The 23385-nt window shown below is 57.9% G+C and carries 20 protein-coding genes; 8 read left to right on the top strand and 12 right to left on the bottom strand.

Translation table 11 applies throughout. The annotated features are described in order from the left end of the window. From glmS to AC2FJZ_RS02870, 3 genes are read left to right on the top strand one after another with little or no spacing between them, the layout of a single operon-like run. Complete coding sequence (glmS, locus tag AC2FJZ_RS02860) at nt 1-1824, top strand: glutamine--fructose-6-phosphate transaminase (isomerizing) (protein ID WP_496775998.1); 1824 nt, start codon at nt 1-3, stop codon at nt 1822-1824. Further along, nucleotides 1821-2390 (top strand): GNAT family N-acetyltransferase, encoded by a 570-nt coding sequence (locus AC2FJZ_RS02865; protein WP_496775999.1) that lies wholly within the window; start codon nt 1821-1823, stop codon nt 2388-2390. The genes glmS and AC2FJZ_RS02865 overlap by 4 nt, the downstream gene beginning before the upstream one ends. Then, entirely contained in the window at nt 2387-3076 is a 690-nt protein-coding gene (locus tag AC2FJZ_RS02870) for a DNA alkylation repair protein (protein WP_496776000.1), read from the top strand. Before AC2FJZ_RS02865 ends, AC2FJZ_RS02870 begins: the two co-directional genes overlap by 4 nt. Here the strand turns inward: AC2FJZ_RS02870 and AC2FJZ_RS02875 are convergent. Next, nucleotides 3064-3495, bottom strand: a complete 432-nt coding sequence (locus tag AC2FJZ_RS02875; RefSeq protein ID WP_496776001.1) for a hypothetical protein — start codon at nt 3493-3495, stop codon at nt 3064-3066. The genes AC2FJZ_RS02870 and AC2FJZ_RS02875 overlap by 13 nt on opposite strands. A 91-nt stretch (nt 3496-3586) precedes the next feature. On the opposite strand from AC2FJZ_RS02875, the gene moaA reads away from it, so the two are divergent. Beyond that, entirely contained in the window at nt 3587-4594 is a 1008-nt protein-coding gene (gene moaA, locus AC2FJZ_RS02880; RefSeq protein ID WP_496776126.1) for a GTP 3',8-cyclase MoaA, read from the top strand. 1 nt (nt 4595) lies between these two features. Beyond that, nucleotides 4596-5918 carry a 3-deoxy-D-manno-octulosonic acid transferase gene (locus AC2FJZ_RS02885; protein WP_496776002.1) on the top strand — a complete coding sequence of 441 codons (1323 nt, stop codon included), beginning with the start codon at nt 4596-4598 and terminating at the stop codon, nt 5916-5918. 42 nt (nt 5919-5960) lie between these two features. Here AC2FJZ_RS02885 and AC2FJZ_RS02890 read toward each other — a convergent pair whose 3' ends face one another. From AC2FJZ_RS02890 to AC2FJZ_RS02910, 5 genes are read right to left on the bottom strand one after another with little or no spacing between them, the layout of a single operon-like run. Beyond that, complete coding sequence (locus AC2FJZ_RS02890; RefSeq protein WP_050602792.1) at nt 5961-7124, bottom strand: M20 aminoacylase family protein; 1164 nt, start codon at nt 7122-7124, stop codon at nt 5961-5963. Between the two features lie 17 nt (nt 7125-7141). Then, nucleotides 7142-8305, bottom strand: coding sequence for a M20 aminoacylase family protein (locus AC2FJZ_RS02895; RefSeq protein ID WP_496776003.1), 1164 nt, complete (start codon nt 8303-8305; stop codon nt 7142-7144). Nucleotides 8306-8320: 15 nt separating this feature from the next. Then, nucleotides 8321-9487 carry a M20 aminoacylase family protein gene (locus tag AC2FJZ_RS02900; RefSeq protein ID WP_050602794.1) on the bottom strand — a complete coding sequence of 389 codons (1167 nt, stop codon included), beginning with the start codon at nt 9485-9487 and terminating at the stop codon, nt 8321-8323. A 43-nt stretch (nt 9488-9530) separates the two neighbouring features. After that, complete coding sequence (gene argE, locus AC2FJZ_RS02905; RefSeq protein WP_496776004.1) at nt 9531-10697, bottom strand: acetylornithine deacetylase; 1167 nt, start codon at nt 10695-10697, stop codon at nt 9531-9533. 5 nt (nt 10698-10702) lie between these two features. Beyond that, a complete protein-coding gene (locus AC2FJZ_RS02910) occupies nt 10703-12523 on the bottom strand; it encodes an ABC transporter ATP-binding protein (RefSeq protein WP_050603016.1) in 1821 nt (606 codons plus the stop codon). A 283-nt stretch (nt 12524-12806) separates the two neighbouring features. Between AC2FJZ_RS02910 and AC2FJZ_RS02915 the strand changes: the two genes are divergently transcribed. The 3 genes from AC2FJZ_RS02915 (at nt 12807) to AC2FJZ_RS02925 (ending at nt 16588) form a co-directional block, all read left to right on the top strand. Continuing rightward, nucleotides 12807-14513, top strand: coding sequence for a peptide ABC transporter substrate-binding protein (locus AC2FJZ_RS02915; RefSeq protein WP_050602796.1), 1707 nt, complete (start codon nt 12807-12809; stop codon nt 14511-14513). Nucleotides 14514-14607: 94 nt separating this feature from the next. Beyond that, nucleotides 14608-15615, top strand: a complete 1008-nt coding sequence (locus AC2FJZ_RS02920) for an ABC transporter permease (protein ID WP_496667838.1) — start codon at nt 14608-14610, stop codon at nt 15613-15615. Continuing rightward, the gene (locus tag AC2FJZ_RS02925; protein ID WP_050602798.1) at nt 15608-16588 is read left to right on the top strand and encodes an ABC transporter permease; all 981 of its coding nucleotides are present in this window, start codon (nt 15608-15610) and stop codon (nt 16586-16588) included. The genes AC2FJZ_RS02920 and AC2FJZ_RS02925 overlap by 8 nt, the downstream gene beginning before the upstream one ends. Before the next feature lie 7 nt (nt 16589-16595). Here the strand turns inward: AC2FJZ_RS02925 and AC2FJZ_RS02930 are convergent, their stop codons facing one another. The 6 genes from AC2FJZ_RS02930 to AC2FJZ_RS02955 all read right to left on the bottom strand — a co-directional run bounded on the left by AC2FJZ_RS02930 (nt 16596) and on the right by AC2FJZ_RS02955 (nt 23310). Continuing rightward, nucleotides 16596-17732, bottom strand: coding sequence for an MFS transporter (locus AC2FJZ_RS02930; RefSeq protein WP_496776005.1), 1137 nt, complete (start codon nt 17730-17732; stop codon nt 16596-16598). A gap of 68 nt (nt 17733-17800) precedes the next feature. After that, entirely contained in the window at nt 17801-19078 is a 1278-nt protein-coding gene (locus AC2FJZ_RS02935) for a DUF3422 family protein (RefSeq protein ID WP_496776006.1), read from the bottom strand. Between the two features lie 107 nt (nt 19079-19185). Continuing rightward, nucleotides 19186-19542 carry a VOC family protein gene (locus tag AC2FJZ_RS02940; protein WP_496776007.1) on the bottom strand — a complete coding sequence of 119 codons (357 nt, stop codon included), beginning with the start codon at nt 19540-19542 and terminating at the stop codon, nt 19186-19188. A 151-nt stretch (nt 19543-19693) separates the two neighbouring features. After that, nucleotides 19694-21148: an NAD(P)(+) transhydrogenase (Re/Si-specific) subunit beta gene (locus AC2FJZ_RS02945; RefSeq protein WP_496776008.1), complete on the bottom strand. Its 1455-nt coding sequence runs from the start codon at nt 21146-21148 to the stop codon at nt 19694-19696. A gap of 13 nt (nt 21149-21161) precedes the next feature. Continuing rightward, entirely contained in the window at nt 21162-22733 is a 1572-nt protein-coding gene (locus tag AC2FJZ_RS02950) for a Re/Si-specific NAD(P)(+) transhydrogenase subunit alpha (RefSeq protein WP_496776009.1), read from the bottom strand. Between the two features lie 127 nt (nt 22734-22860). Continuing rightward, nucleotides 22861-23310: a methyltransferase family protein gene (locus AC2FJZ_RS02955; protein WP_496776010.1), complete on the bottom strand. Its 450-nt coding sequence runs from the start codon at nt 23308-23310 to the stop codon at nt 22861-22863. Between the last annotated feature and the right edge of the window lie 75 nt (nt 23311-23385).

Genomic DNA, 23385 nt, shown 5'->3' on the forward strand with positions numbered 1-23385 from the left:
ATGTGTGGAATTGTAGGTGTTCTGGGGCAGCATGAAGCGGCCCCTATTCTGGTAGAGGCCTTGAAACGGCTGGAATATCGCGGCTATGACAGCGCCGGGATTGCAACCGTCAACGACGGCGCATTGGGCCGACGGCGCGCGGTCGGAAAGCTGGTCAATCTCAGCGACCTTCTGGTGCATGACCCGCTGCCCGGAAAATCAGGTATTGGCCACACTCGTTGGGCCACCCACGGCGCGCCTTCGATCAACAACGCGCATCCGCACAAGGCCGGCCCCGTGGCTGTGGTACATAACGGCATCGTCGAAAACTATCGCGACCTGCGGGCCGAACTTGCCGAACATGGCGTCGATTTTCAGACCGAGACGGATACCGAAACCGTCGCCCTGATGACGGAACACCACCTGAATTCGGGCCTGTCCCCGGTTGAAGCTGCATTCAAAACGATCGATCAGCTGGAAGGCGCCTTTGCGCTGGCGTTTTTGTTTGACGGTGAGGACGACCTGATCGTGGCTGCTCGTAAAGGGTCACCTCTGGCCATCGGCCACGGGGACAGTGAGATGTATGTCGGTTCCGATGCCATCGCGCTGGCTCCACTGACCAATCAGATCACGTATCTTGAGGAAGGCGACCGCGCGGTCCTGACCCGCACGTCTTTGGAGATCCGAAATGAGGCCGGTGAGCTTGCCAACCGTGAAAAGCGCCAGATCAAGCTGGATCATGCACGCGCCGACAAGGGCGAGCACAAACACTTCATGGCCAAGGAAATCGCCGAGCAGCCCGTCGTCGTGGCCGAGGCAATCCGGTCCTACCTGCCCACAGGCGTTGACCGTGTCGTGTTGCCCGATACAGATCTGGACTTCAGCAAGCTGGACCGCCTGACCATGGTGGCCTGCGGCACCGCGTTCTACGCTTGCCTGACCGCAAAATACTGGTTCGAACAGCTGGCCAAGATGCCCGTTGAAGTCGATATCGCCAGCGAGTTCCGCTATCGCGAACCTCCGATCACCGACCGTACTCTGGCGCTGTTCGTCAGCCAGTCGGGGGAAACCGCAGACACGCTGGCCGCGCTGCGCTATTGTGAAGGCAAGGCTGACAAGGTCGTTTCGGTCGTCAATGTCCCCGAAAGCTCGATTGCACGGGAAAGCGATATCGCTCTGCCGATTCATGCCGGTGTCGAAATCGGCGTCGCCTCGACCAAGGCGTTTACCTGCCAGCTCAGCGTGCTGTTAATGCTGGCCCTGAAGGCCGCCGCCGACCGGGGCACACTGACGGCTGAGGAAATCGCTGATCACGCCGCCGCCCTGCGCGGGTTGCCGACTGTATTAAATGCGGCTTTGGATCAGAACCGTGCGATCCGTAAGGCGGCCCAACGACTGTCCGAAGCACGCGACGTTCTGTTTCTGGGCCGCGGCCTGATGTTTCCGCTGGCAATGGAAGGCGCGCTGAAGCTCAAGGAAATCAGCTATATCCACGCGGAAGGCTATGCATCGGGCGAGCTGAAACATGGCCCCATCGCCCTGATCGACAAGCATATGCCCGTGGTTGTCATGGCCCCACGTGACACCGTGTTCGACAAGACCGTATCGAACATGCAGGAAGTGATGGCGCGCAAGGGCAAGGTGATCCTCGTGTCGGATGATGATGGGATTAACGAAGCCGGCGATGGCGTTTGGAGCACCATCCGAATGCCACACGTTCACACCAGCCTTGCGCCAATCCTTTATTCCGTTCCCGCGCAACTGCTGGCCTATCACACGGCCGTTGCCAAAGGCACGGATGTGGATCAGCCGCGCAACCTGGCCAAGTCGGTCACTGTGGAATGACCTGGCCCGCCCCTGTCACGCTTGTCGGAGATCACGTCCGGCTGGAACCACTGGATATCGCGCATGCCGAAGACTTGAAAGTCGCGGCAGCGGATCTGGGACAGCTATGGTACACCTCCATCCCAACAGCTAACGGGATGAAAGCCGAGATCACACGCCGCCTGGGGTTGCACGATATGCAGCCCTTTACGCTAATGACTCCAGATAGCACCCCGGTTGGAATGACCACCTTCATGCACACTGATGAGGTCAACAGGCGTGTCGAAATCGGGTCGACCTGGATCGGACGAGCTGTCCAGCGCACACCGCTGAACACCGAAGCGAAACTATTGATGCTGCGTCATGCGTTTGAAGATCTGCGCTGCAATGCGGTCGAATTCCGGACCCATCGGATGAACTCCCAGTCGCGACGGGCCATCGAACGGCTCGGCGCGCAGCTTGATGGCATCCTTCGGGCCCATATGTTGGTGCCCAACGGCACTGTGCGCGACACGGCGGTCTATTCGATCATTGCACCGGAATGGCCCACAGTGCGCGCGCATCTGCTTCACAAGCTGAGCCGATGACACTGGACGAGGCGCTGTCCGCGCTACAGGCCCAAGCCGACCCCGAACGCGCCCAGCAGATGGCGGCCTATCATAAGGTCGCCCGCCCCTATCTCGGTGTAGGGAACCCGGTGCTCAACGACTTGACCAAAGCGTGGCGGCAAGAGTTGGACGTTCCCACTCGTGTCGCACTGGCGGATGCCCTTTGGCAGACCAATATCCACGAAGGCCGTCTTAGTGCCGCCAAACTCCTCACCCAAGCGCGAATCCGGCCCGACGACGCGGTTTGGGCGCTGCTCCAAAGCTGGTTGCCTGATTTCGATGCCTGGGCGGTTGCTGATCATGCCTGCATTGCCATGCAAAAGCGGCTTTCAGCCGACCCTGAACGGCTTGACGAAGTTGAGCAGTGGACCCGGTCAGACCACATGTGGGCTCAGCGGGCAGCCTTGGTCGCAACTTTGCCCTGGACCAAGCAGAACCACCCCAAACCTGACGACCTTCAGCGCCGTGACCGCATCCTCGGCTGGGCCGCCTTGTACGTTCCCGAGCGCGACTGGTTCATTCAGAAGTCCATCGCCTGGTGGCTGCGTGAACTGTCCAAACACGACCCGGATCGCGTGATTGCATTTCTGGCAGAACATGGCGACGCCATGAAACCCTTCGCCCGCCGTGAAGCAGGCAAATACCTGAAAGATCAGTCGGCGTAGACCTCTACTTCGACAAGCTCATCGAAGGGCACCAACAAGGCCCGCATGGCGTCCAGCGACAAGCGGCTACCGCCACTTTCGGGACCTGAAACTGGGACGAGTGTAATATAGGCCTGCGCTCCGGTTTTGGGTACGACAACTCGTGCCGTCACCTCACTATCCACCAGCGGTGTCTGCATCCAGCGTCCCGGAGTGGTCGGATCTCCCAGCCCCGCAATGGTTGTTTTCGCCCCGGTCCAACTGGGACGCGCGGAAACGGGCTCGGGTCGCATCACTTCTTCTGCCACTTCGGTGGCTGCTTCGGTGTCAGACACTGTCTGCGCAGGCGCGTCGCCCCCGCCGAACACACGGTCAGTCGTCGACCGTACTGCGTCGCATCCGGCCGTCATCACACATAACAAAACAAGTGTTTTCTTCATCCCTGAAACCTACAGGCCTGCGCCCATCTGTTCCAGCGCAAAGCGCAGTTCGCCCTTGTCGCGGGCAGGTTCCGGCTTTACCTATTACGTCATGACAGCTCCGCTTATCGACCCATTTGCCCGCGCCATCACGTATCTCCGCGTCTCCGTCACAGATCGCTGCGATTTCCGCTGTGTGTATTGCATGTCCGAGAACATGACCTTTCTGCCCAAGAAAGACCTGCTGACGCTGGAAGAGCTGGACCGGATGTGTTCGACCTTTGTGAAGATGGGGGTCGAAAAGCTGCGAATCACGGGCGGCGAACCCCTTGTGCGCCGCAATATCATGAGTTTTTTCAATTCTATGACACGTCATCTGGACAGTGGCGCGTTGAAGGAACTGACGCTGACAACGAACGGCTCGCAACTACACCGTTTCGCGGAGGACTTGTATGCGGCTGGCGTGCGGCGCGTGAATATCTCACTGGATACGCTGGACGATGACAAATTCGCCGAGGTTACGCGCTGGGGACGTCTGAAACAGGTCCTCAACGGCATCGACGCCGCGCAAAAAGCGGGCCTGCGGATCAAGATCAACGCCGTTGCTCTCAAAGGGTTCAATGAACCTGAATTGCCAAAGATCACGGAATGGTGCGCCGAACGTGACATGGACCTGACCTGGATCGAGGTCATGCCCATGGGCGACATCGGCAACGAAGACCGCCTGGATCAATACTGGTCTCTCAAGGACGTGCGCAAGGAATACGAAAACCACTATACGGTCACCGATCTGGCTGAACGCACCGGTGGCCCGGCCCGCTATGTCCGGCTGGAGGAAACGGGTCAGAAGATCGGTTTCATCACACCGCTGTCACATAATTTCTGCGAAAGCTGCAACCGAGTGCGCCTGACTTGCACAGGTGAGCTTTACATGTGCCTCGGTCAGGAGGATATGGCCGACCTTCGGGCTTCGCTGCGCGATCATCCGGATACTGAACTGCCGCTTGAAGAAGCGATCCGTTCTGCAATCAATCTCAAGCCCAAGGGGCATGACTTCGACTATTCCCGCCAGGCTGTCGATGGTCAGATGAGCCGTCACATGAGCCACACAGGCGGCTGACATGCACGGCGCAAGCGACCGCCCGACGCTGCTGTACCGGCTGTACTGCGGCTTCACTGCTCTTGCCCAGCCGTTGGCATGGCGCATCGTTCGCAACAAACTGCGCGCAGCAGAAGTGCCTGAGAACCGCCAGAAGGAACGGCTTGGCCATGCCAGCCTGCCCCGCCCTTCCGGGCGTCTGATCTGGTTTCACGCCGCCAGTGTCGGCGAGAGCCTGTCGGTCCTCAGCATGATCAAACGGCTGGGAGTCCGCCTGCCAGATGCCGAGTTCCTGATCACCTCCGGCACCCCCACCTCGGCCGCCCTGATTGCCAAACGCCTGCCCCCACGAACGCGGCATCAATATCCGCCGCTGGACACTGCAGGCCCGGTAGGACGCTTCCTCGATCATTGGCAGCCAGATGCGGGCGTTTTTGTGGAAAGCGAGATTTGGCCGCAACTGATCGTGGAAAGTCATCAGCGGAACACCCCATTAGCGCTTTTGAACGCGCGGCTTTCAGACAAGTCCGTCGCGGGCTGGAAAAAACGCCCGGACACCGCGCGTTTCATCTTGTCCAAATTCCGCCTGTTTCTGACCCAGAATGACAAAACCGCAACTAACCTGATCGACATTGGCGCAGCGCCGAACCGCGTGCTTCCAGGCACTAACCTCAAGGCAATGTCAGATCCGTTGCCCGTGGATCAGGCCACTTTGCAAGACATCCAGACGCAGATCGCAAACCGTCCCGTCTGGATCGCAAGCTCAACCCACGCAGGCGAAGAAGAAATCGTTCTGGCCGCGCACAAAACCTTGCTCGAGCGGTGGCCTGACCTGCTGTTGCTCTTAATACCGCGCCACCCTGAACGCCGAAGTGAAGTCGCCACGCTGATCCAAGATGCCGGGATGACGGCGTCTTTCCGCTCCAAAAGCGAAGCAATCCACGAAAGCACCCAAATCTACGTGGCCGATTCATTGGGCGAGACCGGAACATGGTACGCGCTTTGCCCGATCGTGTTTCTTGGCGGGTCTCTGAAGGAAATCGGAGGCCACAATCCCTTTGAACCGGCGCAGGCCGGGGCTGCCGTGATCACCGGCCCGGGTTATTTCAACTTTTCTGAAACTTTTGCCCCGCTGATCGCATCCGGTGGTGCAGTCGAAGTAAAAACCGCTGCTGACCTGTCCGAAATCGTGGCAAACTGGTTGTCAGATCAGAACGCTCTGCAATCCGCGCAACAAGCAGCCCAATCCTGCGTAAACACGCAGTCAGATGCTCTGGAAGCGGTCATCAACACCCTCTGTACAGAGCTTGATCTGCACACACAGGATCCATCTTCATCTGGCTAGAAATATCCCGGGGGTGTGGGGGCAGAGCCCCCACCCTGCTCATCAGGCTGCTGGCATCCGCTGTTCAACAATCTCCGCCCACCAGCTACAGCCGGCCGGAATGGCTTCATCGTTGAAATTGTACTCCGGGTGATGAACCATGGCCGTATCGCCATTGCCCACCAAGATGTAGGCACCTGGACGCTCTTCCAGCATGAAGGCGAAGTCTTCTCCGCCCATGACCAACGGCGCATCGTTACAATCTCCGGACACCGACCGGGCAACATCGGCGGCAAACTCCGTCTGCTCGTCACTATTCACCATCACCGGATACCCACGGATATAGGTCACATCAGCGGTACCGCCGAATGTGGCCGCAACGCCGTTGCAAATCTCGTTGATCCGCTTTTCAGCCAAGTCGCGCATGTCCTTGCTCATCGTACGCACGGTTCCTTTGATCTGAACGGTCTGCGGGATCACGTTGAAGGCTTTCGACGAGGTCTCAAACGACGTCACTGAAACCACAACCTGATCGATCGGGTCCGCGTTGCGCGAGGAAATTGTTTGCAGCGCCAAAACCGCCTGCGCAGCCAGCACCGTCGTATCTATCGTCTCATGAGGCTTGGCCGCGTGACCACCGCGTCCTTCAAAAGTGATGTCGAACTGATCGGTCGCAGCAAAGAACGAGCCCGGACGGATTGCAAACTTGCCGACAGGCTGCCCCGGCCAATTATGCATTCCGTAAACTTCCTGAATGTTCCAGCGGTCCATCATGCCGTCTTCGCACATTTCGCGACCACCGCCGCCGCCTTCTTCCGCAGGTTGGAAGATCACAACAACGGTGCCATCGAAATTGCGGGTTTCAGACAGGTATTTCGCCGCGCCCAGCAACATCGCCGTATGTCCATCATGGCCACACGCATGCATGGCACCCGGCGTTTTTGAGGCATAATCCAATCCAGTCGCCTCGTGGATCGGCAGCGCGTCCATATCCGCGCGCAGGCCAATCACCTTGCCCTTGTTGTCCGACTTACCCTTGATCACACCCACAACACCTGTTCGGCCAATTCCGGTGACGACCTCGTCACAGCCGAACTCTTCGAGCTTCTCGGCCACAACTGCGCTGGTGCGATGGGTTTCGAACAGGATTTCCGGGTTCTCGTGAAGGTCCCGTCGCCATGCGGTGATCTCATTCTGCAATTCGGCAAAGCGGTTTTTGACTGGCATATCTTCTCTCTCCTAATTCAAGCTGCCGGCATCCGGCGCTCGACCATTTCTGCAAACCATGAGCACCCAATCGGGATAATCTCATCGTTGAAATTGTATTCGGGATGGTGCAACCCGGCGCTGTCGCCATTGCCCAGAACGATGAAGGCTCCGGGTCGTTCTTCCAGCATGAACGAGAAGTCTTCGCCCCCCATCACCATCGGCGCATCGATGCAACTGCCCCCAACCGAGACTGCGGCTTCTTCGGCAAATCCCGTCTGAGCTTCGGCATTGATCGTCACGGGAACGCCGCGCGTATAGTTGACGTTCACCGAACCGCCAAAAGTCGCGGCGACCCCTTCGGCCACCTCTTTGAGGCGCTGTTCGATCAGATTGCGCATCTCGTTGGAATGGGTCCGGACCGTGCCGCGTATCTGCGCCGATTGCGGGATCACGTTGAACGCTTTCGAGGACGTCTCGACCGAGGTCACAGACAGCACGGCTTGCAGGATCGGATCCGCATTGCGCGATACGATCGTTTGCAACGCTACGATCAGTTGCGACAGCATCACCGTCGTATCAACTGTCTCATGCGGTTTCGCCGCGTGACCCCCGCGTCCTTCGAGGTGAATGTCAAACTCGTCCGCCGCAGCCAGCAGCGGGCCCGAGCGGATGGCAAACTGCCCAGTCGCTACGCCCGGGACGTTGTGCATCGCATAAACTTCCTGAATGCCAAACCGGTCCATCAGACCGTCCTTGCACATGGCTTCAGCCCCATTGCCACCTTCCTCGGCGGGTTGAAAAATCACGATTGCAGTGCCATCGAAATTGCGCGTTTCAGTCAGGTACTTTGCCGCTCCCAAAACCATCGCCGTGTGCCCATCATGCCCGCAGGCATGCATCGCATTTGCTGTTTTCGAGGCGTAGCCCAGCCCGGTCTGCTCCTGCATCGGCAGGGCGTCCATGTCGGCGCGAAGACCAATCGCACGGCCCTGCGTGTCGCTTTTACCGCGAATGACCCCAACCACGCCGGTGCGGCCGATACCGGTTACGACCTCGTCACAGCCGAATTCCTTCAGCTTTTCGGCCACCAGCGCACTTGTGCGGTGTGTATCGTACAGAATTTCCGGGTGTTGGTGAATGTCACGCCGCCACCCGGTGATTTCTGCGTGCATCTTTGCAAGGCGGTTTTTGATCGGCATGGCATTCTCCCTGATTTAAGCGACGGGCAATCGTCGTTCCACAAGCTCGGCAAACCAACTGCAGCCGGCGGGGATCGCGTCGTCGTCAAAATTGTATTCCGGGTGATGACACATGGCCGTGTCCCCGTTCCCGATAAAGATGTAGGCTCCGGGCCGTTCTTCAAGCATGTAGGCGAAATCTTCAGACGGCATGATCGGGTCCGTACTGTCGTTGACCTTGCCCGCAACAGCCGCCGCCGCTTCGGCCGCGTATGTTGTCTCTGTCTCGGAATTCACGGTCACAGGATATCCCGGTGTCCAGACGACCTCTGCCTTTGCTCCAAAGGCCGAGGCCGTATCTTCGGCAATCCGGCGCACCCGTTCTTCCGCGATTGAGCGGTATTCGGGATCCAGCGTCCGAACGGTACCCTGCAAACGTACAGTGTGCGCAATCACGTTTGACGCAACACTGTCTGTTTCAAAGGTTCCGACTGTCAACACAACGCGCTTGATCGGGTCAACCGTGCGCGACACCACGGATTGCAATGCAACAACGATATGCGAGGCAACCAGCGTCGTATCCACTGCGTCATGCGGTGCGGCAGCGTGCCCGCCCTTGCCCGTAACAGTGACTTCGAACTCATCAGATGAGGCCAGCAACGCACCGGGTCGAATGGCAAACTCACCCACGGGCAGGCCGGGCATGTTGTGCATACCGTAGACTTCCTGAATGCCCCAGCGCTCCATCAAGCCGTCCTGACACATGGCCAGCCCCCCTGCGCCACCTTCCTCGGCTGGTTGAAAGATCAAAACCACATTGCCATCGAAGTTGCGCGTCTCCGCCAGGTACTGCGCGGCCCCCAACAGCATCGAGGTATGCCCGTCGTGCCCGCAGGCATGCATCTTACCCGAAACGGTCGAGGCGTAGTCCAGCCCTGTCGCTTCTTCAATCGGCAGCGCGTCCATGTCAGCCCGCAGGCCAATGGCACGCCCCTGTGTATCCGTGCGCCCCTTGATAACGCCGACCACGCCTGTCTTGCCAATCCCCGGAGTAATCTCGTCTACACCAAACTCTTTCAGGCGGTCCGCAACAAATGCTGCAGTTTCGTGGACGTCATACATTAGCTCAGGATGCGCATGCAGGTGACGACGCCACTTGGCAATCTCGCCGTGCATTTCCGCAAGTCTGTTTTTCACGGGCATCTCAAGATCTCCCTTTTGACTAACGTCACTGCTTTACGTCGGATCAGGTGCCCAGCTTTTCAACCAGGCGCTGCATGAACTTTTGCCCAGCTTCGAACTGCGCAATCGAGATGAACTCATTCGGCTGGTGGGCCTGCGCAATATCGCCCGGCCCACAAATCACAGCAGAATACCCTGCCTCCTGAAACTGGCCCGCCTCCGTCCCATAACTGACAACGTGACTTGCATTGTCCCCGGTTAGCACGCGCACCAAAGCTTCGGCCTCGCCGTCCTGTTCAGGCACAAGCCCCGGAATCGCGAAGTTTTCAGACAGCTCAATACGGGCTTCCGGACGCACAGCCTGAATACGAGCCTCAATCGCGCGCACCTGCTGAAAATACGCATCCTGCCATTGCGCTTTGGTTTCATCCGGTACGGTTCGGAAATCCATCATGAACCGGCAATCTTTGGCCGTAATGTTATGGGCTGTGCCACCTTCAATCATGCCGACGTGACAGGTCGTCCACGGTGGATCGAACACAGAGGCGATCGGGCTAGGTTCTGTCGCCATGTTCTCGGCGTTCTGCTGGTTCGCCCAATCGATCAGAGGCGCAGCCTCCATGATCGCGTTTACCCCTGTATGCATGATCGAGCTATGAACTTCGAATCCCATGATGTGCGTGTCAAAGCCAAACCCGCCTTTGTGCCCCGTCACGGCCTGCATCATCGACGGTTCACCCACGATCACGGCGGAACCTTTCGGCAGAACCTCCTGCATCGCCTTGATCATCGGCGGCGCGCCGGTACAGCCGACTTCTTCATCAAAGCTGAGCGCAAGCTGCAATGGTCGTTGGACCCCTGCGTGATGTGCTTCGACAAGGGTCCATATGGCCAGAGCATCAAAGCCTTTCATGTCGCAGGTGCCGCGTCCGAAATACTTGCCGTCCTTCTCGGTCACGGTGAACGGGTCCGTATCCCACGGCTGCCCATCCACCGGCACGACGTCGGTATGGCCAGAAAGAATCACCGCGCCCTCTTCCAATGGACCAACATGCGCAAAGATAGCGGCCTTGTGCGGTTGATCCGGATCTGGCCAACGATGCGGTTCGATCCCATGAACTTGCAGGTATTCCTCAACCCAATCCACCAGTGGCAGATTGGTTTCACGGCTTACAGTCGGAAAAGAGATCAGCTTGGTCATGATCTCAAGCGGCGTCAGGCGTTTTGCCATTGGGATTAGTATCCGCTGTCCGTCGTCAAGATGAAGTGACCCGCCTCAACCTCGCGATATTTAGAAGGTTCCGGCATGTGACCGACAGGATGGATCGGAGACGGGATCGGTTTGAAGTTCAGGTCCTTTTCCGATTTCCGCTTGTTCGGATCCGCGATTGGAACCGCCTTCATCAGCGCCTGCGTATAGGCGTGCTGCGGGTTCTCGAATACCCGAGCGCGCGGGCCAAGTTCGACGATGCGACCCAGATACATGACCCCTACATAATGGCTGACCCGTTCGACAACGGCCATATCGTGGCTGATGAACAGATAGGACAGGCCCAGTTCGGATTGCAGCTCCATCATCAGGTTCAGCACCTGCGCCTGTACCGACACGTCGAGAGCGGAAACCGCTTCATCCGCGATGATCAGCTTTGGGTTCAGGGCCAAGGCCCGGGCAATCGCGATCCGCTGGCGTTGACCGCCCGACATTTCATGCGGGAAGCGGCGCATGAAACTGCGCGGCAACTGCACCTTGTCGAACAGTTGTGCCACGCGGTCCTGTAGCTCCGACCCAGACGCAACACCATAATTGCGCATCGGCTCGGCCACCTGGTCCACCAGCTGCATCTGCGGGTTCAGTGAGGCGAACGGATCCTGGAAGATCATCTGCATGTCCAGCCGCGCCTTGCGCAATCCGGACGGATCCAGTTTCTTGATGTCGACGCCATCCAGATTGACTTCGCCCGACAGCGGCTCGACCAGCCGCAGGATCGAGCGCCCCGCCGTAGACTTGCCGCAACCGGATTCACCCACAAGGCTAAGGGTCTGACCTTTGTTCAGCGTAAATGACACGTCTTCGACCGCATGAACGTTCGAAATCGTGCGTCGCAGCAGCCCGCCCTTGACCGGAAAGCGCGTCGTCAGATTCTTGACGGTCAACAGAACCTCTTCAGTCCCGGGGATCGGCGCGATGTTCTGCCCTTCCACACCCAGCAGTTTCATTGGCTCAGGCGCGGATTTACCCTGCATTTCACCCAATTTCGGAACTGCTGCCAGCAGGGCCTTGGTGTAGTCATGCCGCGGGTTTTCAAAGATCTCTTTGACTGTGCCTTCTTCGACCTTATTGCCGCGGAACATGACCACCACACGGTCCGCCATCTGCGCAACCACAGCCATGTCATGGGTGATGAACATCACCGCCGTACCGGTTTCCCGCTTGAGCCGGTCCATCAGAGCCAGAATCTCGGCCTGAATGGTTACGTCTAGAGCTGTGGTAGGTTCATCCGCGATCAACAGACGCGGTTCGCACGCCATGGCCATCGCAATGACAACACGCTGACGCATCCCACCTGACAGCTCGTGCGGATATTGCTGCAAACGGCGCTCGGGTTCGGGGATCCGCACTTGGCGCAACAGTTCCAGCGCCCGTTCTTCGGCCTGGGATTTCGACATGTCCTTGTGGATGCGTAACCCTTCGGTCAACTGACGTCCGACGGTGAAAACGGGGTTCAAGGCGGTCATCGGTTCCTGGAAGATCATCCCGATCTCGTTTCCGCGAATCTGTTTCATCAGATCCTGATCGGCATTGGACAGGTCCATCTCTTCGCCATCACGGCGATCGAACAACAGTTCGCCACCCGCAATCTCGCCCCCGCCGAATTCGACCAACCGCATCAGAGACAGCGATGACACAGACTTTCCAGAGCCAGATTCGCCAACGATACAAACAGTTTCGCCCGGATTGACCTCGAACGAGACGTCCTCGACGCCGACGACAGGGCCGTCCTTGGTCTGAAATTCCACCCGCAGTTTTTTGATTTGTGCAATAGGCTGATCCAGCACGCGCACGCTCCCCTGACGTTGTCATTTTTGTTCTGAGTGCCGAACGCTACGGTGGGCTGTCGGGAAAAGTCAAACCCATTACACATTTTCGCGACGGCACCACTTGCATTTTTTTTAAGTTCTGTTTCGATACCCATCGTAACTGCTTTGGGGAGAGCACGCGTTAAAACACGTTAGAGCTATTATCGTTATCGATCAAAACCTTGCCCAAGGCAGCAACGCCAAGTCCGCAGGCCTTGCGGAAATAATCGAGACACAAACGTGTCCAATTCGGGAGTAAACTATGAAAATCAAAACCCTTTTGCTTGGTGCGATTGCAAGCACGGCAATGGCCCCGGTGGCCTTTGCTGAGCGCGGGTCGGACGGCAATGTCAGCATCATCTATTGGCAGGCCCCGTCGATCCTGAACCCATTCCTGTCGGGCGGCACAAAAGATGTGGAAGCAGCGTCGCTGGTGATCGAACCGCTCGCGCGCTATGACCAAGACGGCAACATGGTTCCGTTCCTCGCGGCGGAAATCCCGACTGTTGAAAACGGCGGCGTCAGCGAAGACCTGACCTCGATCACCTGGAAAATTGCTCCGGGAATCACCTGGTCGGATGGCTCACCTTTCACCTCGGCGGACGTGAAATTCACCGCTGATTACTGCATGCACCCCGAAGGTGGCTGTGCGCAGGTCACAAAGTTCGAAGGCGTCACCTCGATTGAGGCCGTGGACGACCTGACTGTGAAAGTCACGTTCGATGCTCCGACTCCTTTCCCTTATGGCCCCTTCGTAGGTGGTGAGAGCCCGATCATTCAAGCCGCTCAGTTCGCCGATTGTGTGGGCGCGAAGGCACCTGAGTGCACCAATCAGAACTTCAACCCGATTGGCACCGGCCCGTTTGTCGTCACCGAGTTCAAACCCAACGACGTGATCACCTTCGCTGCCAACGACAACTATCGCGATCCGGCCAAGCCGGCCTTTGCGAGCGTGACTTTCAAAGGTGGCGGCGATGCAACCGCTGCGGGCCGCGCGGTCATGGAAACAGGCGAGTTTGACTATGCCTGGAACCTGCAACTGGCACCCGAAGTGATCGCGCAGATGCAGGAAGGCGGCAAAGGTACACCCGTTGCTGGCTTCGGTCCACTGGTCGAGCGTATCATGCTGAACCAGACCAATCCGTCGCCCGATCTGCCGGAGGGTGAGCGTTCGACAGCTGCGCATCCGCACCCGTTCCTGCAAGACCCTGCGGTTTACAAAGCCATGTCCATGGCCATCGACCGCCCGCTGCTGGTTGAGATCGGCTATGGTCAGGCAGGTAAAGTAACCTGTAACTGGGTTCCTGCTCCGGCTGCGTTCAACTCGACATCGATGACCTGCGACACACAGGATATCGAAGGCGCGAAGAAACTGCTGGATGATGCCGGTATCGTCGACACTGACGGCGACGGCGTGCGTGAAAAAGACGGCGTTCCTCTGAAAATCGTCTACCAGACCTCGACCAACGCTGTCCGTCAGGACTTCCAGGCACTGGTCAAAGAGTGGTGGAGCCAGATCGGAATCGAATCCGAGCTGCGCAACCTCAACGCGTCGGTCTTCTTTGGTGGTGACCCGGGTTCGCCTGACACCTTCCAGAAGTTCTATGCGGACGTTGAGATGTACGCCAATACCTTCAACGGCACCGACCCGCAGTCCTATCTGGGCAACGGCCTGTGTGATAAAGCCCCTCGCCCCGACACACAGTGGCAGGGTGAAAACATCAGCCGCTTCTGCAACGAAGAGTTCGACAAGCTGCATGGTCAGCTGGCCGAAACTGCCGGTCTGGAAGCCCGCGCCGAGATCGCGAAAAAGCTGAACGACATCATGGTTGAAAACGGCGGCATGATCCCGCTGGTTCACCGTGGTCGTCTGTCGGCGCACGCAAACACCTTGGGTGGCGTTGTCCTGAACGTTTGGGACAGCGAGCTTTGGAACATTGCGGACTGGTACCGCAAAACCGGTTCCTAAGAACTGATCTTGCAAAGCCGCGCCCCGATCGTTATCGGGGCGCGGTCATTTGCACACCACCCCAACAAGAAGACGCATATAAAGGCGCCTCTTAATGCTCAATTTTACAATCAGACGACTGGTGCTGGCCGTTCCAACACTGCTGTTCATCAGCCTCGTCATCTTCCTGCTCCTCGAACTCGCACCCGGCGATCCGATGGCGCAGGTTCCGCTCACTGTCCCCCCCGAAGTCAAAGAGAAGATGCGCGAGGCCCTGGGCCTTGGCCAACCGATGCATATCCGGTTCTGGAAATGGATCGTACAGTTCTTCTGGATTGAACCGCAGGTTCTGATCGACGCAATGTTCGGCACCACCTTCTCTGAAGGCGACTTGCGCGTGATTTCCTGGCAGACCCGTTCGCCGGTCATGGACATCGTTGTTCAGCGTATCCCGCAGACCCTGTGGGTTGTCGGCACCGCCTATATCGTTGCCATCCTGATCGCGCTGCCGATCGGTATCTATTCGGCCTACCGCCAGTATTCCTGGTTCGACCAGATGGGCACATTCGTGTCTATGGTCGGCTTCTCGGTCCCGCCCTTCTTCTCGGGCGTTCTGGTGATCGTGATCTTCTCAGTGCAACTGGGTTGGTTTCCGTCGATCTATGATACCACTCTTGTGGTGAACAGCTGGGACAGCTTTATGCTGCAACTAAAGCAGATGATTATGCCGGTCATGGTTCTGGCCTTGCAGATCACCGCGCAGCTCAGCCGGTTCATGCGCGCCTCGATGCTGGACAATCTCAACCAAGATTACGTCCGCACTGCGCGCGCCAAGGGGCTCAGCGAATACACCGTGGTTATGGTCCATGTCCTGCGCAACTCGATGATCCCGGTGGTTACCGTTATTGCGCTGGGTATCCCGGCCATCTTTGGTGGCGCCATCATCACCGAGCAGGTGTTCAAAGTGAACGGCATCGGTCAGTTGTTGATCGGCGCAATTCAGGCCAACGACCTGCCGATGGTGCAAACACTGACCTTCATCTTTGCCGTGCTGATCGTGCTGTTCAACCTGATCGCCGACGTTCTCTACGGCATTCTGGACCCGAGGATTCGCTATGACTGATCATGACAAATCAGACACGCTGATCCCGGATGAAGGACTAGCCCCGGCCTCTACCGCTCTGCCGACGGCGGATGTGATGGAAGAGCTGGCAACCCCACCCCGCAGCCAATGGCGCGATGTGTGGGATCAGTTCAAGACCCACAAGGGCGCGATGCTGGGGGCGATCCTGTTCTTCTTCATCGTTGCAGGTGTCTATCTGGGGCCATATCTCTGGAGCATTGATCCGACGCAGATCGACATCCGCTCGCGCAATCAGGGCCCAAGCTGGTCGCACCCGTTCGGCACCGACCAACTGGGCCGGGACATTCTGGCACGCATGATGTCAGGCGGGCAGACCTCGGTTTCCGTGGGTATCACCGCGATGCTGCTGGCGCTGTTTCTGGGTTCGTTCATCGGGGTTCTGGCCGGGTTTTTCAGACGGCTGGACGGGCCGCTTATGCGCCTGACCGATCTGTTTCTGGCCCTGCCCCTGCTGCCCCTGCTGCTGGTCATGATGCTGCTGTTCCGCGAGCCTCTGTCCGCAGCATTCGGGCTTGAGCGCGGGATATTCATCCTGATCGTCTGCGCCATTGGCATTACATCGTGGATGCCCACGGCACGGATCGTGCGTGGCGACGTATTGGCCATTAAAGAGCGTGAATTCGTTCTGGCCGCCCGGTCCATCGGTACCAGTAACTCGCAGATCATCACGCGGCACATTCTACCCAACGTGCTGTCCCCGATCATGGTGTCGGCGACGCTGGGGATTGCCACGGCGATCATCACCGAAAGCGCGCTGTCCTTCCTTGGGCTGGGTTTCCCACCCGACTTCCCAACCTGGGGGCGCTTGCTGTTCGATGGGGTCGACTACCTGCAGCAATACCCCGAGCGCGTGTTCTGGCCCGGCCTGGCAATCTCGTTGACCGTTCTCAGCGTCAACTATCTGGGCGATGGCCTGCGCGACGCGCTGGATCCGCGTATTCGCGGACGTTAAGTCAAACTCAGCCGGCGCGCCTCAGCGCGCCGGCTGACAAAACGATCAGAATTGCCAACGGCAACAACACCGAGAACGCCAGACGCAGGCCAAACAACTCGGCCAGAAACCCGATCAACGGCGGGCCGATCAGCAACCCCCCATATCCCAGCGTTGCGACACTTGCGATGGCCCGCCCCGGCGGAACGTCCGGATCGCCCGCCGCACGGCTGAACGCCAATGGCATGATCACGGCATACCCCGCCCCCATCAGAGCAAAGCCCGCCAGTGCAGGCAGCGGTGTCGCCGCTGAAACCACTCCGAATACACCCAGCGCGGCGCAAATGCCCCCGAAACGGGCTGTAGAAACGGGACCGAACCGAGTAATCACGATGGCCCCCCCAAGGCGGCACGCCACCATGGCCACAGAAAAGACTGCGTAGCCCAGAGCCGCAACGCTTTCAGTTGCGTCCGTTATGTCACGTAGAAAGATCGCACTCCAATCTGCAACGGCCCCTTCGCCCAACGCGCCGCACAGGGCTGTAAACCCAACCAGAACCAACACCCCGGATGGCAGCGCAAAAACCTTTCCGCGTGCTCCTTCCGATCTTTTTGACGTCCAACGCACCCTGGACATTGCCAAAGCGAGACCGACAACGATTCCCCCTGCCACAAGGAAATGCACAAGAACGGTCAGCCCCAATTGCACCGCGAGGTATCCGCTGATCGCGCCAAGTCCGGCCCCAAGGCTCCACATCGCATGAAACGACGACATCACGGGCTTGTCGTATGCCTGCTCGACTTCGGCCGCCCAGGCGTTCATCGCAACGTCCATGGATCCGTGGAAGGCACCAAAGACAAACAAGAAGGCTGCAAGCCCCCAGAACCCTCCAGCCAAGGCAAGCAAGATCAGCGACAGCGTGTAAAGAACGGCAATGACGCGGGTGATCGAAACCGCACCAAAGCTGTCCGTCAACCGCCCTGTAATGGGGAACGAACAGACTGCACCTGCCGCCATGAACAAGAGCCCGTAGCCCAACGCCTCATGCGACAGATCCAATTGGTCGCGCATGGCCGGAATGCGCGACGCCCAGATACCGAACAGAGCTCCGTTGAGGATAAACATGGCGGCAACAGCCCGCCATGCTGCAAATATGGTAGTCACCGAAAACCCTCATGCCGCTCGCCAAACGCCCCTGTTCTACAGGTCCAGCAAGATTTGGCAATTGACGCTCAACCAAGCCGCTTACGGATCCGTCGGATTGCGAACCATACTCCGGCCACAACGGGGATTGTAACCGCCGCTGTCAACATACCTTTGCTGATGCCCGAAGCCGTCAGCGGATACAGAAGATAGCTCACCAGAGAAACCGCGTAGTAACTGATGGCAACAACAGAAAGCCCCTCGACCGTATGTTGCAGCCGCAAGGCCAGATCGGCCCGACGGTCCATGCTTTCCAACAGCGCCTGGTTCTGCTCACTGCGCTCCACGTCCACCCTGGTCCGCAACAACTCGCCCGCACGGATGGCCCGGTCGGACAATGCCTGAAGACGGCGTTCGGTGGATTTTACGGTACGGATCGCAGGGTCATAGCGCCGCATCATGAAATCGGCAAAGTTCTGACCGCCCTGGAACCGCTCTTCGCGCAGCACTTCAATCCGCTGGTTAACGATAGCTTCGTATGCACCCGTTGCTCCGAACCGGAACGAACACCGGGCTGACAAAGTTTCGAGTTCAATCGAGGTCGACAAGAGATCGTTCAGAAGCGCGTCAGGCTGGGCCGTGTTGTCGGTCATTTGCCCCATCAACTGGGTCAGCTGCCCGTCCAATTCTCCGATACGCGGCATCAGTTGCTTAACGCGCGCGAAACCCAACATGGACATCGCCTTGTAAGTCTCAATCTCGCAGAGGCGCTGGAGAACCCGCCCCGTCCGACGCCGACCCGTCCCCTCGGCCACAAACATTGCAAAGCGCATGTGACCTGCCGGATCAATACGAAAATCGCTCGCGCACACGGCGGCATCATCCAACACCCTGGCCACAGCCAGGCTTTCAGGCTCGAACCAATCCAGCAATTTGGATTTGATCGCATCGTCACTTTCACGTTCTATCACGCGAACCATCACAGACGTGACCCTTTGCCCCGGGCTGGCCATCAGCCAATCCGGCGGAAAGACTTCGAAATCGGCCGGGTTGAACGCGCGGTCGCTCACGTTCTGCGCGATTGCAGTATAGGTGACAAACTCTGTGTGTTGCTCCCATTTCAGCCAATGTCTACCGATCTGACCGGCGTAATGTGTGGCATCAGGCTGCGGATGCTGTGCACCATGGCGATCCAGAAGGTTGATCAAATGGGCCAAATCCTCACGCCTATCACGGGCGACGGCAGCTTCCGGTTTCTTGATCGCCAGAAAGGTCACCGTACAGGGCATTGATGCGACCGGGAACGGTCGCGCGTGCAACTCATTGGCCAACGCATAGCGAAGGGGATGGTCATCTATCGGTGTCATTCAGTGCTCCGCCTCATCCCGCGCACTATACGACACAAAGGATTTACATCAATTCTCTTTTTATTTCATATACTTACAGGGATACAATGGTATACAAATCTGCTATCTCATTGATTTGGCTGCCACAGCTCAATGGGATTGCCTTCCGGATCATGGATGCGGGCAAATTTCCCAACCTCACTGTTCCAGTCCGGATTGGTTTCGACCCTGATTCCCGAAGCCTGCAACTGCGCTATCATCGCAGCCAGATCATCAACACGGAAATTGATCATCCACTGTTGATCTGCCCGCCCGAAATACTCGGTATCCTGCGCAAACGGGGCAAATACCGTATAACCTTCACGCTGCTTCCAAGGTGCGGGATCGTAGTGATTGACACCTAAGTGAGTCTGATACCAAGCGCTTAACGCCTGTGGGTCCTTTGCCCGAAAGAACACACCGCCTATTCCATTCACCTTCTGCATCATCGACCTCCTGATCCATCACCCAATCATACCACGTGCTACGGCTTCATCTGGCTAAAAATATCCTGGAGGTCAGGAGGCAAAGCCTCCTCCAGTACAAAAGAAAAGGGCGCCCTCAGGCGCCCTTTGCAATTTGATTACAGCTACTGGCTCAATCGATCATCGGCAAAAGCTTGTCCAACGATGCTTTGGCATCGCCATAGAACATGCGAGTGTTCTCTTTGAAGAACAGCGGATTTTCGATGCCTGAATAACCGGTGCCCTGGCCGCGTTTCGATACGAACACTTGCTTTGCCTTCCAGCATTCCAGAACCGGCATTCCAGCAATGGGGCTGTTTGGGTCTTCCTGCGCCGCTGGGTTCACGATGTCGTTGGAACCAATGACGATGGCCACATCCGTGTCCGGGAAGTCCTCGTTGATCTCGTCCATTTCCAGAACGATGTCATACGGCACCTTGGCCTCGGCCAGCAGAACGTTCATATGTCCTGGAAGACGACCGGCAACAGGGTGGATTGCAAAACGAACGTTCTTGCCCTTGGCGCGCAGCTTGCGGACCAGTTCGCTGACTGACTGCTGCGCCTGAGCCACGGCCATACCGTAGCCGGGGATGATGACAATGCTGTCGGCGTCATTCAGAGCCGCAGCGACGCCATCAGCCTCGATTGCGATCTGTTCACCCTCAACGGCCATCTGCTCGCCTTGCGGGCCGCCAAAGCCACCCAGGATCACGCTGACGAAATGCCGGTTCATCGCCTTACACATGATGTAGGACAGGATCGCACCCGACGAACCCACAAGCGCACCGACCACAATCAGCAGGTCGTTGCCCAGCGAGAAACCGATCGCCGCAGCCGCCCAGCCCGAATAGCTGTTCAGCATAGACACAACCACCGGCATGTCAGCACCGCCGATACCCATGATCAGGTGATAGCCAATAAACAGCGCCGCCAAGGTCATCAGGAAAAGCGGGAAGAAGCCGCCGGTCGAAGTGTACCAGACCAGGCAGATCAGCGAGAGACCCGCAGCCGTGGCGTTCAGCGCATGGCCACCGGGCAGTTTGGTCGCCACCGACGTCACTTTGCCCGCCAGCTTGCCATAGGCCACAACCGAGCCTGTAAAGGTAATCGCACCGATGAAAATGCCCAGGAACAGTTCCACGTGCAGGATTGCCAGTTCCGCCGGTGTCTTCTTGGCAATCAGCTTGGCAAAAGCGCCCAGATCATGCAGATCAGCCTCTTTCGCGGAATCCGCGATTGCCATGACCTGCGCCACGTTGCCGATCTCGAAATGCGCGTTGAAACCCACAAACACAGCCGCCAGACCAACCAGCGAGTGCATCGCAGCGACCAGTTGCGGCATCTCGGTCATCTGGACGCGCTGCGCCACATATTGACCGATCAGGCCGCCGCCCGCGATCAGCAGCAACGACAGCAGCCACAGACCGGAACCGGGGCCAACAAGTGTGGCGAAGACCGCCAGTGCCATACCGACGATGCCGTACCAGACCGCGCGTTTCGCGCTTTCCTGGTTCGACAGACCGCCGAGCGAAAGGATGAAAAGGACAGCCGCAACAACGTATGCGGCAGTAGTGAAGCCATAATCCATGTGCCCGGCCTCCTTAAGATTTCTGGAACATGGCGAGCATGCGCCGGGTTACGAGGAAGCCGCCGAAGATGTTGATCCCGGCCATGAAGACGGACAGCGCCGCCAGCAGAATGACCAGGAACGATCCCGACCCGATCTGCATCAAGGCCCCGACGATGATAATCGACGAGATCGCATTGGTGATCGCCATCAGCGGTGTGTGCAGCGAATGTGAGACGTTCCAGATCACCTGGAAGCCCACAAAGATGGCCAGTACGAAGACGATGAAGTGCTGCATGAAGCTGGCCGGAGCAATTAGCCCCACCAGCAGCATCAGCACACCGCCCACCCCCAGCAAGGTGAACTGCTGCTTGGTCTGCGCCTTGAAGGCTGCAATCTCTTGCGCTTTTTTCTCTTCCGGGGTCAATTCCTTGACCTCGGGCTTCTTCTGCGCCGCAATCGCCTGCACCTTGGGTGGTGGCGGCGGGAAGGTGATCTCACCCTCATGCGTCACGGTCGAGCCGCGGATCACGTCATCTTCCATGTCGTGATTGATCTGACCGTCCTTTTCAGGCGTCAGGTCGGTCATCATGTGACGGATGTTGGTGGCATAAAGCGACGAAGATTGCGCTGCCATCCGGCTGGGGAAGTCGGTATAGCCGATGATGGTCACGCCATTATCGGTCACGATCTTCTCATCCGCGACAGTCAGCTTGCAGTTGCCGCCTTTTTCCGCTGCAAGGTCAACGATGACCGAACCCGGCTTCATGCTCTCGACCATATCCTTGGTCCAAAGCTCAGGCGCTTCGCGGTTCGGGATCAGCGCGGTGGTGATTACGATGTCTATTTCCGGAGCAAGTTCGCGGAACTTGGCCAGCTGCGCGTTGCGGAATTCCTCGGACTGGACCGAGGCATAGCCGCCGGTGGCCGCTCCGTCCTGCTGGTCTTCCTCGAAATCCAGATAGACGAACTCGGCGCCCATCGATTCGACCTGTTCGGCCACTTCGGGGCGCACGTCGAACGCATAGGTGATCGCACCCAGCGAGGTCGAGGTTCCGATGGCGGCCAAGCCAGCCACACCCGCGCCCACAATCAGCACCTTGGCAGGCGGCACTTTACCGGCAGCCGTTACCTGACCGGTGAAAAAGCGGCCAAAGTTGTTGCCTGCTTCGATAACCGCGCGATAGCCCGCGATATTTGCCATCGAAGAAAGCGCGTCCATCTTCTGCGCGCGTGAAATACGTGGCACCATTTCCATGGCGATGACGTTGGCACCCTTGGACTTTGCCAGCTCCATTCCTTCTTCGTTGCCCGCAGGATTGAAGAATGAAATCAGTGTCTTACCCTTGGTCAGACGCTTCATCTCAGTTTCAGTCGGAATGCGCACCTTGGCGACGATGTCGGCAGCCTTCCACAGCGACGCTGCCGTCTTTACGACCTCGACACCTGCGGCTTCATAGGTAGCATCCGAAAAGCCCGCAGCAGCACCTGCCCCTTTTTCGATCAGGCAGTCATAGCCCAGTTTCTGCAATTGCACGGCAGACTCAGGTGTCATCGCAACCCGGTTCTCACCGTCCAGTCTTTCTTTTGGCGTGCCTATCTTCACTGGCAGTCCCCCTAATTCTTACTCTGTCTGAGCGGGTGGTCGGTATTCTTTGTTAAGCAAAGATGTATCCTGCGCAATATTATTTCGCAAGTGCAGCATTTTTTATGTGAAATCATAAAGAGCATCACTAGATCCATCGCCGGGTCTTACGCTCATAGCGGGCAAAGTCAGCCCGGAATGTTCGGCGCAGGCGGTTTTCTTCCGGCAGGATGAACCGGCGTTCCAGCACCCAGACAAAGACTGGTACAAGAACCAAAGACAACACGGCGTCAAACCGCAGCACAAGACCGGCCAAAATCAGAACGTCACCCACATAGATCGGATTTCGGCTCCGCTTGTAGATGCCCGACTGGACCATCGACGATGGTGTTTCATGGGGAATTACGGTTGTCTGGTGACGGCGGAATTCGACCACGGCCAGAACTGCCATCAAGATCCCGCCACCGATCAGCACGCCGCTGAGCAGATTGGTAAAACCACTTTCAAGGGACAATCCGAACGACAGGTACTTTGCCTGCATCCAGGCCGCCACAGCAAAGGCGATCAACCAAACTGGCGGTACATCTATCCAGCGCATGTTATGCCCTCATAAGTGGCGACAAGACCGGGGCCACGTCGCTTCTGGGCCATGTCCTACCGCTTTTGACCCAAA

The sequence above is a fragment of the Ruegeria sp. CDSA079 genome (genome assembly GCF_059612245.1).

Bases quoted from the DNA above. Each gene is read 5' to 3' on its own strand.
- moaA (WP_496776126.1), top strand. From the start codon at position 3,587: ATGACAGCTCCGCTTATCGACCCATTTGCCCGCGCCATCACGTATCTC.
- AC2FJZ_RS02895 (WP_496776003.1), bottom strand. From the start codon at position 8,305: ATGCCGATCAAAAACCGCCTTGCAAAGATGCACGCAGAAATCACCGGG.
- AC2FJZ_RS02940 (WP_496776007.1), bottom strand. From the start codon at position 19,542: ATGCAGAAGGTGAATGGAATAGGCGGTGTGTTCTTTCGGGCAAAGGAC.
- AC2FJZ_RS02955 (WP_496776010.1), bottom strand. From the start codon at position 23,310: ATGCGCTGGATAGATGTACCGCCAGTTTGGTTGATCGCCTTTGCTGTG.
- AC2FJZ_RS02900 (WP_050602794.1), bottom strand. From the start codon at position 9,487: ATGCCCGTGAAAAACAGACTTGCGGAAATGCACGGCGAGATTGCCAAG.
- AC2FJZ_RS02915 (WP_050602796.1), top strand. From the start codon at position 12,807: ATGAAAATCAAAACCCTTTTGCTTGGTGCGATTGCAAGCACGGCAATG.
- AC2FJZ_RS02875 (WP_496776001.1), bottom strand. From the start codon at position 3,495: ATGAAGAAAACACTTGTTTTGTTATGTGTGATGACGGCCGGATGCGAC.
- argE (WP_496776004.1), bottom strand. From the start codon at position 10,697: ATGGCAAAACGCCTGACGCCGCTTGAGATCATGACCAAGCTGATCTCT.
- AC2FJZ_RS02935 (WP_496776006.1), bottom strand. From the start codon at position 19,078: ATGACACCGATAGATGACCATCCCCTTCGCTATGCGTTGGCCAATGAG.
- AC2FJZ_RS02920 (WP_496667838.1), top strand. From the start codon at position 14,608: ATGCTCAATTTTACAATCAGACGACTGGTGCTGGCCGTTCCAACACTG.
- AC2FJZ_RS02885 (WP_496776002.1), top strand. From the start codon at position 4,596: ATGCACGGCGCAAGCGACCGCCCGACGCTGCTGTACCGGCTGTACTGC.
- AC2FJZ_RS02870 (WP_496776000.1), top strand. From the start codon at position 2,387: ATGACACTGGACGAGGCGCTGTCCGCGCTACAGGCCCAAGCCGACCCC.
- AC2FJZ_RS02865 (WP_496775999.1), top strand. From the start codon at position 1,821: ATGACCTGGCCCGCCCCTGTCACGCTTGTCGGAGATCACGTCCGGCTG.
- AC2FJZ_RS02890 (WP_050602792.1), bottom strand. From the start codon at position 7,124: ATGCCAGTCAAAAACCGCTTTGCCGAATTGCAGAATGAGATCACCGCA.
- AC2FJZ_RS02925 (WP_050602798.1), top strand. From the start codon at position 15,608: ATGACTGATCATGACAAATCAGACACGCTGATCCCGGATGAAGGACTA.
- AC2FJZ_RS02945 (WP_496776008.1), bottom strand. From the start codon at position 21,148: ATGGATTATGGCTTCACTACTGCCGCATACGTTGTTGCGGCTGTCCTT.
- glmS (WP_496775998.1), top strand. From the start codon at position 1: ATGTGTGGAATTGTAGGTGTTCTGGGGCAGCATGAAGCGGCCCCTATT.